Source organism: Bacteroidota bacterium (genome assembly GCA_016714535.1).
Lineage (GTDB): Bacteria > Bacteroidota > Bacteroidia > AKYH767-A > OLB10 > JADKFV01.
This window is the reverse complement of the sequence record JADKDR010000005.1, coordinates 260,288-272,496: the sequence shown is the minus strand read 5'-3', so window position 1 is coordinate 272,496 and position 12,209 is coordinate 260,288. Positions and strand designations below refer to the sequence as shown.

General features: G+C 38.3%; 11 protein-coding genes. 4 read left to right on the top strand and 7 right to left on the bottom strand.

Annotated features, from left to right (window positions below):
* From IPO27_08785 to IPO27_08770, 4 genes are all read right to left on the bottom strand, one after another.
* Complete coding sequence (locus IPO27_08785; protein ID MBK8846616.1) at window positions 1-423, bottom strand: hypothetical protein; 423 nt, start codon at window positions 421-423, stop codon at window positions 1-3.
* Between the two features lie 101 nt (window positions 424-524).
* Window positions 525-2,885 (bottom strand): choice-of-anchor B family protein, encoded by a 2,361-nt coding sequence (locus IPO27_08780; protein MBK8846615.1) that lies wholly within the window; start codon window positions 2,883-2,885, stop codon window positions 525-527.
* A gap of 90 nt (window positions 2,886-2,975) precedes the next feature.
* Window positions 2,976-3,875, bottom strand: coding sequence for a hypothetical protein (locus tag IPO27_08775; protein MBK8846614.1), 900 nt, complete (start codon window positions 3,873-3,875; stop codon window positions 2,976-2,978).
* 12 nt (window positions 3,876-3,887) lie between these two features.
* Window positions 3,888-5,228 carry a DoxX family protein gene (locus IPO27_08770; GenBank protein MBK8846613.1) on the bottom strand — a complete coding sequence of 447 codons (1,341 nt, stop codon included), beginning with the start codon at window positions 5,226-5,228 and terminating at the stop codon, window positions 3,888-3,890.
* Window positions 5,229-5,477: 249 nt separating this feature from the next.
* Between IPO27_08770 and folP the strand changes: the two genes are divergently transcribed.
* The 3 genes from folP to IPO27_08755 are packed head-to-tail and all read left to right on the top strand — an operon-like array spanning window position 5,478 to window position 8,747.
* A complete protein-coding gene (gene folP, locus IPO27_08765; protein ID MBK8846612.1) occupies window positions 5,478-6,332 on the top strand; it encodes a dihydropteroate synthase in 855 nt (284 codons plus the stop codon).
* Between the two features lie 2 nt (window positions 6,333-6,334).
* The gene (locus tag IPO27_08760) at window positions 6,335-7,588 is read left to right on the top strand and encodes a hypothetical protein (GenBank protein MBK8846611.1); all 1,254 of its coding nucleotides are present in this window, start codon (window positions 6,335-6,337) and stop codon (window positions 7,586-7,588) included.
* Window positions 7,581-8,747 (top strand): class I SAM-dependent rRNA methyltransferase, encoded by a 1,167-nt coding sequence (locus IPO27_08755; GenBank protein ID MBK8846610.1) that lies wholly within the window; start codon window positions 7,581-7,583, stop codon window positions 8,745-8,747. Before IPO27_08760 ends, IPO27_08755 begins: the two co-directional genes overlap by 8 nt.
* Here the strand turns inward: IPO27_08755 and IPO27_08750 are convergent, their stop codons facing one another.
* From IPO27_08750 to IPO27_08740, 3 genes are all read right to left on the bottom strand, one after another.
* Window positions 8,748-9,632 carry an aldose 1-epimerase family protein gene (locus IPO27_08750; GenBank protein ID MBK8846609.1) on the bottom strand — a complete coding sequence of 295 codons (885 nt, stop codon included), beginning with the start codon at window positions 9,630-9,632 and terminating at the stop codon, window positions 8,748-8,750. It lies immediately after the preceding gene.
* 81 nt (window positions 9,633-9,713) lie between these two features.
* Entirely contained in the window at window positions 9,714-10,784 is a 1,071-nt protein-coding gene (locus IPO27_08745) for an inorganic phosphate transporter (GenBank protein ID MBK8846608.1), read from the bottom strand.
* Between the two features lie 23 nt (window positions 10,785-10,807).
* On the bottom strand, window positions 10,808-11,446 hold the full coding sequence (locus IPO27_08740; protein MBK8846607.1) for a DUF47 domain-containing protein: 639 nt from the start codon (window positions 11,444-11,446) through the stop codon (window positions 10,808-10,810).
* Between the two features lie 419 nt (window positions 11,447-11,865).
* Here IPO27_08740 and IPO27_08735 point away from each other — a divergent pair, with 419 nt between their 5' ends.
* Complete coding sequence (locus IPO27_08735; protein ID MBK8846606.1) at window positions 11,866-12,174, top strand: hypothetical protein; 309 nt, start codon at window positions 11,866-11,868, stop codon at window positions 12,172-12,174.
* Window positions 12,175-12,209 lie beyond the last annotated feature (35 nt).

The following is a 12,209-nucleotide window of genomic DNA, read 5'->3' as shown; positions in this document are numbered from 1 at the left end:
CTATCTGTCGGCTTCCAATTTAACAGTAATGGTAAGTGTTCCGCTAGCATCGGTTTGCGCTAAAGTCCATGTTTCTGACTTCCGCTCCAAATCACTAACTTTAAAAACCAAGGCTTGAGTAACTGTACCAATTTCGGTTAATGTTATTTCTTCATCATCCTTATCATAGCTCCATTTGTAGCTTGATGAACAATCATCAGTACACGCAGCACCATCTTCGGTTTCAATTACATCTGTTACTTCATCATCGGTAAAAGTCATTTTTCCGGTTGAGTTAAAGGTAAAAGAAATCCCTCCACCATTAAACGAAGATGTTGAGGTATATTTCCACTTTCCATCTTTTTTAGGAAGCACCTTGTCGGGGCTTTTAGAACATGATGCAAATACGAGCATCGCGAAAACAACGTAAATTAATTTTTTCATAATTATTTAAGATTAAGGGCTCAAAGCTATAATCTTTTCCCTAATACCCAAATAGCTGCACTTAAAATTAATGAACATCCAATGTTGAATAAAAAAAACGCTTATAGTTTTACAAACTTGATGGTTTGACTTTTAGCCCCACCATCACTTACAGCAATGGTATAGATTCCTTTGGCAAGATTTTCGCCAACCTCCATTAAACCCATACTGGCCTGAAGCATGGTTGATTGAACCACCCTGCCCGATAAGTCAGTAATTACCAAATTGCCTCCAATGGCATTTTTCAAATCGTATTTTAGCATGGCCTTATCGTGCGAAGGATTAGGATATAATTGAAGCACAGCAGCAGATATATTTTCTTCGATACCGGTAATGCCTGTAATTTCAAATTTATCAAAACCTACCTCAAGCAAATCTTCGGGAGCAAACTCTTCTGCATAAACTTTAAGCTGCATGGTGCTTGTGAGCGGCAAATAATTTTTCAAAATAAAATTGTATCCATTCCATTGGAAGAAATTAAAATTATTTCCATGAATAACTCGGATTACGGTATCTATGGAACCGTTACTTAAAATAATTTTTACGGTATCGTTACCAACACCGCCCTGCTGAGCAAAGTTTGCAAACCACATTTGTAATTTTAGAAATGGATTGTAATGATTTCTTAAATCAAAAACAGGGCTTTCTAAAATGGTATAACCTCCTGCTACATCATCATCTACTATTTGAGTACCGGTATTGCCGGTAACCATGCATTTGTTTCCGCAATCAGTAGCATAATCAAAATCGGGATTTAGCTCAAAGCCATTAGCAAATGTACCTAATGGTTCGCCCCACGTCCATATACCTTGTGTGGCAGTGCTGTTGTTAGTCCAATTGTTATTAAAAGTAAAATCATCGTATATGCCCGGTGTTATCTGCACCGTAAATACTGCTCCATTTATTACTTGTTGATTTTGCAGACAGGTGGTTTTGAAACCCCACTTACCAGCCGAAAGTTCATAGGCATCAAGTAAAATGCTGGGCAAACTAAATGCTCCTGCTGCATCTGCCTGCAAATTATACTCTCCACTTGGTCCAATAAATTGCACATCTGCAAATGGCACCGGCTGACCGTTTACAGCATTTATTACATTGCCTGTAACAGCAACCGATATCAAAGGCGCTAACTCGATATTAAGGGTGGTTGTAGTGCCATTAGTAAGAGAAACTCCTGTAATAGTTTTAGTGCTATATCCACCTTTGTTAACAACTATGTCGTATAAGCCATTCACACCATATCCGGTTTTATAGGCCCCGGTAACATCAGTAAGTTTGCTAATGGTAGTGCCAATAATTGAAACGTTGGCTCCCGGTATTGCCAAACCGGTTACACTATCTGTAACAAGCCCGTTAAGATATGCTGCGTTTACGTAAGTTGGAGTAATTACATACAAGCCGGTGTACATATCTGATGCTACAATGGTACCCGATGGCAAGTAAGGATAAACACCCCAACAGCCCTCAAAGTTTCCTGGCTGAGCAAGTGGGTCGGTAATGTATTTACCCACTTCAACCATATTGGATGGATCGCTTGCATCTACTATAACTACTCCTTGGTCGTACCATGAAACTATCTGGTATTGTCCCAGTGTATGCGTGTTGTGAACAATTGAATTAGCTCCCGGAATTGTTTGAAATTCATCGAGAAGCTTAATGTTTTGCAGATCGCTAATATCATAGCTTGCCAATTTAGATTTGTCAACTTCATCGGTAGTAAAAATTACAGTACCTGCATCGTTGAGCCAGGTATTATGTGTAAAATTATCGGGAGTGTTTTGAGTACTTATCAAAACAGGATTCGCTTTATTAGTAAAATCAATAACCGAAAAATAACCGTTATAAATGTGTCCTGCATACATGGTATCGTTGCGTACATAACCATCGTGTATGTAGTTTGGATCAGCAGCAGATGAATTGCCAACATACACAGGATTCCAGGCGTCCTGATTTAAATCAACAACTACTGCAGCACCTTGAAAAAGGTTTGAGCCATACAAATAAGCAAAGCCATTATCAATATGCAATGCATGAATGGTAATAAGTTGCCCAGCAATGGCACCATCACCTGTATAATCATGAGATGGAGCACTATCAGGCAGGTAGGTTAAGTTAATAACCTGCAAGCCTTGCCCACTTTCATTGGTTACATAAGCATGATTATTAAAAGTTTTTACTTCTCGCCAAAATGAATTGGTATCAGGCACATTAATAACTTCGAAAATCGAATCAGGATTGGTTACATCCACAATGGATAATCCGCCAGACCATCCTACCAGTGCAAACTCTTTTCCATTAATAGCAATGCCGCCTATATTGGCAAGGCTGCCATTGTAAGATAAATGATCTCGAAACTGAAGGTTTTGCGCCATACTTGCGCCAAATAACAAGGTAATTGCGACTGAGAGTAAACTTGATTTCATTACTATATTAAATTAAAATTATTTGCTTGAAAATATAAAGGATGGTAATATGACCATTAGATGTCAGCTATGTTACATAGTAAATAAACTTTAACGTGGCAATTTAGCCGGGGGTTCCACATAAGGTACCGACCAACTGCTTACTTCAATGCTTGTTGCATCAAACCCGCTAACCCCTATTATTAGATTTTTTTTATAGCAGGTGCTAAAGTCAAACTGTGCAGCCTCGGGCGCATTTATACTGCAATCAACAATGTCATAGGTATCATTGATGTAATCTTCGCAATAGAGCTTTAGCGAACGATCGAAAAAAATGGCGCGTTTCGTAAAATCATCTATCCATAATATTTTAGATCGCGTATTAATAAAATCACTAAACCAGACATCGCGTTTACGCAAGGGTTCATAATTACGCTTAGTGCCAAGGCGCCTGATAAAGTTGTGATTAGCCTGATACAAAAATCCGGTTGTATAATTAGTGTAGAGGTTGTAACTATAGCTAAAACGGGTTTTATAATTATCCTGCGGAAAAGCCGGATTGCAATATGCAGTAGGTATGCTCGAAATATTATACAGATGATAAAAATGATTGAGCTGATTGTACCACTCTTCGGGATTTGTGTACTCAGCACTGTCAAGTAAATCGCGTTCAAAATTTATTTTATAAATGATGCGCTCATTATTATCTGCTATTTGTAAACGATCAAATTCATCAAACTCCATTAATCGCACACACTCGCTAAAAGGCGTTTTTACGCTGTCTATAAGTTGGCCATTCTTATTAAATAAAAATATCCATTTTATATTGCATGAGGTTATTGCCACGCGGCTTTCACTATCTACTGCAATTCGAAAATTAAAAGGACCGGGACCAACAAATTTGCTCCGCTTAATTTTAAATAACACTTTTTTTTCTAACCCACACATCTGCTGCGCGTATACTCCCATAGTACACATGGTACTAATGATTGTAATAATGAATAATCTCACCTTGTTTACTATTTACTTTTTCGAAAAATATTTCTGATTCAACTCATCAAACTTAGGAATATAAAGGTGGTGCCACATATCTATTACCTTTCCATTCTTTAATAAAATTATTCCCGGATTGCTTCGCATCATTGTTTTAAGTGGAGTTTCGTCAGCAGTATAAAACGGAAACGCACATTGATGATCGTGTCGGAACTTTTCAATATCGATATCACCCGTGCTAAGGCAATAGATGGGGATACCTGCCTTATCCAATTTTTTCACCATGGGATTAATTTTTTTCTCAAATGCGCTTGTATTTGTATGTTCCAACTTAAGTGCAACAACCCATAATGAATATCGAGGGTCATGTAATAGCGTGTCGGTTACATCTTCACCATTCTCGTTGTTAATAAAAAGATTATTGATTTTAGCCGGAATCCCGGGATCGATAATGCTATCGATTCGGTCAACGTATTCTAACTCGTCAAAATTAAGGTCTTTAAGTTGCTCGCTTTTGTAGCGTCCTACCACATCGGTTTTAGTGTTTTTATATAGGAATATCAATTCTCTTACTTCGGGCTTGGGAGCAATACGCTGTTCATTGATATCATTGCCTATTGCATATGGCCTGAAATCGATATAAGGTAAGCCCCACAAAAAATTAGATAAACAAAAAACAGTACAACCGGCTGTTGCAATAATGGTTGCCCAGTTAAGCAGTTTGACTGAAAATATTGGCTTTATATACTTGTACCCTACCACCAGTATAAAAATCAGCACATCTAATATCACATCTTTCCAAAAAGTTTCCCAGGGTTTTAGTTTCATAAAATCGCCAAAGCAGCCGCAGTCGGTAACTTTCATTTTGCTTTCTGTAAAGGCGCAGGTAAGTAATGTACTCGAAAATAAACAGAGCAATGCGAAAATGATGGCTCCTACCACAGCAGCAATAGTCAGCATTTTTCCAATTTTAGAATCATAAAACCAAGCACCTAACATGGTTACTAAAGTTACACCTAGTGCAAATGCTGCAAAGGTTCCATTAGGACAATAGCCCGACAAATAAGTAAATCCGGTAAGCAGGGTAAAAAATAAGGTCATTAAAAAAATGATCCAGGTAGTAAAGCGTGGCATCCAGCCTATAAGCAGACAAAATCCGGTTACTAATTCAACTACCAGCATAAATACAGCAATTGGAGTACTGTAATCATTCATGGCCATCCAGAACTTGCTCATACCAAGCCCGGCAAAAGCTGAGAAATAATCGTGCATTTTGTAAGATGTGCCTAATGGGTCAACGGCCTTTACAAAACCTGAAAAAATGTAAAAACAGCCAATGGCAATGCGCAGAAAATTTACCAGATATTTCATATTATTAAATTAATTTTAAACCAAATGCTACTAAATGCGAATACTACAAGGAAGCAACAAGCAAAACAGATAGCGTGCAAATATACGAGGTGCAATATATGCAAACCTCCTGTGAACATTATATGAAATGAACAATGCATAGTTAATAGCAACCTATAAATAAAGTAGAATCGGGAAACGAATTTCCAAGCTTGTATACATGCATGGAAATAATGAAAAGCAAGTAACTTCTGATACATTTGCAGGGTGATGAAAACACGAGGATTAACAATTAACTGCAATGGCCAGCTATTAGACCTAAGCACTCCGGTAGCTATGGGTATTTTGAATGTTACTCCCGATTCGTTTTACGATGGAAACATTCATAACCACACAGACAAAGCCGTAGCACATTGTGCCGGCATGCTGCAAGCGGGTGCAGCCATTATAGACCTGGGAGCTGCCAGCTCCAAGCCGGGAAGCAGCATGATTTCACCAGAAGATGAATTAAAAAGATTAAGTGTGGTTCTACCCGAATTAATCCGTTGTTTTCCTGACACCATAATCAGCCTCGACACCTACCATAGCACAACAGCGCGTTATGGCATAGACCATGGCATTTCCATTATCAATGATATAAGCGCAGGTATTTTTGACCCAAAAATGTTTGAAACTATTGCCGGTGCAAAAGTGCCTTATGTTGTAATGCATATGCAAGGTACACCCCAAACCATGCAACAAGCTCCTGCCTATACCAATGTGGTAGCAGAGGTAATTGCCTGGATAAGGCTGCGCCTGGAGGCTCTATCCAAATGGGATATTTATGATTTAATTATTGACCCCGGTTTTGGTTTTGGTAAAACAGTGGAACAGAATTTTGCCTTACTAAAACATTTAAATGCTTTTGGCATATTTGAAAAACCTGTACTTGCCGGCATCAGCCGAAAATCGATGGTATGCAAACCTTTAAATATATCTCCTGCAGAAGCCTTAAATGGTTCCACAGCGCTGCATATGGCTGCGTTACAAAATGGTGCATCCATTTTGCGTGTGCATGATGTGCGCGAAGCCGTGCAAGCTATCACCATGTATGAACAACTAAACACCGAAACGATTTCATTTTAACCATGGCTGAAAACGAAAAACATCTGCTTTCGAAAACATCATATGTAAAGAGCCTTCAATGTCAGAAGCAATTATACTTATATAAAAATCACTACAACCTGCGCGATCCACTTTCAAAAGAAACGCTACAAAAATTCAAAAGAGGACATGACATTGGCAGGTTGGCGCATACGCTGTTTCCGGGAGGTGTAGATGCCTCGGCAAAAGGAGGACGCAGTGCTAAGACCGCTGTGCAATATACCAAGGAATTAATTGAGCTAGGGCACCAAACAATTTTTGAAGCTTCGTTTCAGTACATGGGCATATGGATAATTTGCGATGTTCTCTGTATTGATCAGTCAGGTTGGAAAATATTTGAAGTAAAAAGCTCGCGCTCAATTAGCAGCACTTACCTGAATGATGCTGCGTTGCAGTATGCCGTATGCTTACATGCCAGCAAAGCTTTTAAAACAGAAATAGCCGATTTTTCGATAATTCATATAAATGCTGAGTATGTGCGAATGCAAGCATTTGATGCCAGCCAGTTTTTTAAAACGGTAAGCGTGTATGATCACTGCAAAGCTGAATTAAGTAATGTAAACAAAAATATAAACCGAGCCTTAAGCACTCTTGAAGCAAAGGCAATGCCTGCAATACCAACCGGTAATCATTGCTATCAGCCTTATTCTTGCGATTTTATGGGTTATTGCGGGGCACGTATAAGCGCAACTCCGGGGCCAATACCCAAGTTGGCAAAACGAAATTACGAAGGACATGTATATGCTTCCATAGCCATGGCACAACCTGCTATGCCCCTGTTAGAAAATACGCAACCATTTCAACGAATACCTTACGCTATCACATTTTGGCAACAGGGAACCTGCCTGTTTCATGCAAGCTTATACGATACACAACTACAAATTGCAAGCATGTACCGGCTACTATATACCCACTTAAGTAAGTACAGCACCATATTAATTGAAGACAAAAAAGAAATGGAATACCTGCTTAGAGAAATGCAACGCAAAATGAACGAGAACGAATTTTCGGCCGAAACTATTTTAGAAAATCTTGTTGAACTACCGCTAAAGCAACACCATCTTTCGTTTGTATATAATACAAACGAGATGACAGAATCTATCTTCTTAAAAAGCCTTGCCGACAACGACCTTTTTGCTCAAACGGTATGCAACGATGAACTTAAAAAATATGGAAGCGAAAAAACGGCATGGCTCGAAAAACAGTTTAAGGAACAAATAGCAGCCAATCATGTATAAAAAAATAATTCTCAAACCGGGCAAGGAAAAGTCAATTTTGCAAAAGCATCATTGGATTTTTAGTGGAGCCATAGCACGCAAAGACAATGACCTGACCCACGGATCGTGCTGCAGCCTGTACACCAGCGAACACGTGTTTTTAGCTAATGGTCATTATCATGATGCCTCCATTGCTTTTAGAGCATTAACATTTGAACCTGAAGAATTGAATAATGCTTTTTTTAAAAGAAAATTAGAAGAAGCGTATCAAATTCGATGTATACTCAATTTTGAAAAAAGTAATACCAATGCATACCGCCTGGTGCATGGCGAAGGAGATGGATTACCCGGCCTCATTATAGACTTGTATGGCGAAGCAGCTATTATACAATGCCATACTGATGGTATGACCCAACATTTAGAAGATATTGCAACGGCCTTGCAGCAAGTGCTAACCACTAAGCTTGCTATTATTTACTACAGGCATGCATCTCAAAAAACTCAATCCAAATCAATTCAAGGCTTTCTAGTTGGTAACAGTAATGAGGCTATTGCATTTGAAAATAATCTTCAATTCAAAATAAATTGGGCCGAAGGTCAAAAGACCGGGTTCTTTATTGACCAGCGTGACAATCGACTATTACTATCACAGTATACGTTGAATAAGAAAGTGCTGAATACGTTTTGTTATACAGGAGGCTTTAGTGTTTTTGCAGCGCATGGAGGTGCTACCATGATACATTCGGTTGACAGCAGCGCCAAAGCAACTATACTAGCTCATGAAAATGTATTGTTGAATTTCCCCAATGCCAACCACACCATATTTACAGAAGATGTAAACCATTTTTTTAAATCTAGCAACGATACGTATGATGTAATTGTGCTTGACCCACCGGCCTTTGCCAAAAGCAAAGAGGCCGTAAGGAATGCCATGATAGCATATCGTAATCTTAATACCGAAGGTATTAAACGGGTAAGTAAAAACGGTATCGTTTTTACATTCAGTTGCTCACAGGCAGTGGATAAGGAGTTGTTCCGAAGATTGATTTTTCAGGCATCGCTGCAGGCCGGGCGCACTGTGCGCATATTGCACGAATTGCATCAACCTCCCGATCATCCTATCAATATTTATCATCCGGAGGGCGAATACCTTAAGGGATTCGTGTTGTCGGTGCAGTAATCAGGCACTTACTTCAATTTCGTATTTACATGAAAATGAACGATGACCCTCCAAGGTTATGATGGATTCTTTTTTAGTAATATCCTGCGTAGCGTTTTCGCTATCTGCCAGACCTAGCCATGGTTCTATACAAACAAAATCTGCATTCTTTGCAGCCCAAATGCCCAGGTGCTTAAAATCTTGAAACCGCACCGTTACTTGTTGTTCGTTTTTTTTCGAGCATAACGAGACTTCGCGCGATTTCAATTGTTTAAATACCAACGCATCATTCTCAAATAATTTTTTACGAAGCGGAAGCAAAGCATTTCCTTCAGGCCCTACTTCGGTTTTTAGTTTAAGCGGTTTGGTTACAAGTAAATTATCTTTGATAGGAAAATGCTCCAGTTTTTCAGGCTTTTCAAATTTTAGAAAATAATCATCATAACCTTCGTCTTCATTAAACGGAACATTAAATGCAGGATGCCCGCCAACACTAAAGTACATTGCATCGGGACTATTATTTGTAACGGTGTAAGTAACAACTACCTTATTATCTAGCAAAAGGTAGTGAACATTATATTTGAAATAAAAAGGATATTGGGTAAGGGTAGTTTCATCATCCGTTATTTCTAGTTCTATTTCATCGGGCTTTATCAACAGTAGTTTGAACAGCCTTTTGCGTGCAAATCCATGACGCTCCATTTTATAGGCCGTTTTATTAAAAAAGAATTTCTCCTCTTTTAGTTGTCCAACAATTGGAAACAAATTGGGAGCATAACTACGCCATGCTTCGCGAGCCTGCCATATGTACTCGCAACTGTAACGGTTGCTATATATGCCACATAGTTCTGCGCCTATAACCTTAACTTTTACTCGCAGTTTATCGTTTTCTAAAAATTCAATCATTAGTATTACAAACAGAATTTTTCACTAATTCATCTATATAACGGCAAAGTTACTAATTAATAACCTGAAAGATACCTGGTATTACAAACCACAAAATGTAAATAAATAATAAATAAGCCCGGCAAGAATTCCAGAAACAGGAATAGTAAGTATCCATGCCCACAACAGGTTGATGGTAACACCCCAACGTACAGCTGAAATGCGCTTGGTTAGCCCTACGCCTACTATTGAACCGGTAATAGTATGTGTGGTGCTAACAGGAATACCGAAATACTGTGTCATGTATAAAGTTATAGCGCCAGCACTTTCTGCTGCTACGCCTTCAAGTGGGGTAACTTTGGTAATTCTTGTTCCCATTGTTTTTATAATACGCCATCCACCCGACAAGGTTCCTAAACCAATTGCTATAAAGCACGCGTACTCAACCCAAAGTGGAATTTCCTTAATCACAGATTTGCCATCTTTAACTACGGTTTGTATGGCAATCCAATCGGGCAAGCCCGCATTGCCGGTCGTATTAGAATATACTAAGAGTGCAGCCGCTATAATGCCCATAACCTTTTGTGCATCGTTGCTACCATGACCAAGACTAAAAGCGGCACTACTCACAAGTTGCAGCCTGCGAAACCATCGGTCGGCTTTTGACGGATGCGATCGCTTGCAGATATTCAAAATCAAGACCGTAATCAGGTAACTGATTATCATACCCAACAGAGGAGCTAGTACGATAAAAGAAACCGTAAGATAAATTTTACCAACATCAGCCAATACCCCAAAACCTGCTTTTGCAATTGCAGCACCTGCAAATCCTCCCATTAATGTATGTGATGAACTACTTGGAATACCTAACCACCAGGTTAGTAAATTCCAAAAAATGGCAGCACATAAACCGGCAAGTATTACAGTAAGGGTAATAGATTCTGCTCTTACAATTTTTGCAACTGTATCTGCAACTTTAAACTCAAAGCCCAGAAACTTATGCTGACAGAGAAATAGTACAATGGCGTTAAAAAAGGCTGCCCATGCAACTGCCTGAAAAGGTGACAATACTTTGGTACTTACTACAGTTGCTATCGAGTTGGCTGCATCGTGAAATCCATTTATATAATCAAATAATAAGGCAAAAACGATAACTAAGATTAAGAGTGTCATATCCGATAATAAAAAGTTAGAATTTAATTATACTTAATAACTATACTGGATATTACATCGGCCGCATCTTCGCACTTATCGGTAGCAGTTTCAAGTACAGCAAGAATTTCCTTTTTCTTAATTAATTCCTTTGCATCGGTTTCATTCTCAAACAAATCAGCTACGGCCATATCAAAAATATCATCGGCATGATTTTCTATACTATTAATACGCACAGCAGCTTCTCTAATTTTATGCGCATTTCTCATATCATTGAGGCCTTTGATAGCAATACATAGTTCCTCTGCTCCTTTATTAATTAAGTCACCCAACTTTACCATCTCAGAAGTAACCGCTGTTAGCTGATACAACTCAATGCGCTTTGCAGATCCATGTATATAATCAACTACATCATCCAGGGCCGAAGCAAGGGAATGAATATCTTCACGGTCGAAAGGAGTGATAAAGGATTTTCCTAACTCATTAAATATTTCGTGTGCAATGCTATCGCCTTCGTGTTCCAGGCGCTCTATTTCTTTAATAATTTCTCTCTGATTTGACTTTTTCGCAGCAAGTAAGTCTACTAATTTTACAGAGATTTCCCTTAAGTTTTCTGCCGATCTTTCGAACAACGGGAAAAATTTTTTATCGCGTGGGACAAGGAATGAAAATATGCTTGACATATGAAATGAAGGATTATTATTAGCCCACAATGATATTCAATAATAATTAGTATTTCAATTAATAAATTCGGTACTGCAACATTGATGCAGAACTCCTTTCTTTAGTCCGGCTATTTATACTTTCGTTTACATCATCTAGCCAAAAAGATTGATTTTATATGCGTTTCAAGTATGCAGTCCAAAAACCCGATGGCCGAATATGTCGTTCACTTGTCAAATAACGAAGACGCAAGGAGTATACCTTTTCCAACATTATACCTCTGCATCAGGAAAAAATGTATAAAACCCGTCAAGTAAAATTCATAAAGCAAGTAACTTTCAAAGAATGGCAAATCAAATTCCATTCGCTTCCCGTAAAAGGAACCATACAATTTGAATGGTACTAATACGCGATAGGGCAACTAGCTAATTGGAGTAAAATGTTGGAGCATACAGGCAATACTACTTTAAAAGTAGCTACATTAATTCTTCCTACAGTGGTTGACTGCAAACACTTCATTCTATTTAAATGGGTTGATGAAAATATGCTTAACCTATTTGTTTATATAAGCGAAAAAGACAAACCGGACACTTTTGAATTAATAAGCCCTGGTGGAATAGTAAGTTGCTTATGGGAGTTGGGTATAATTTGGCATGAACATAATGCGTTGATAGAATATATTTTAAATAAACAACCACATCCGGATTTAAATGGATATCTAAATTGCCAACTAAATGGTAAAATATAATTAAGATGAAAATAATAAAATAAATTATTGCAGCG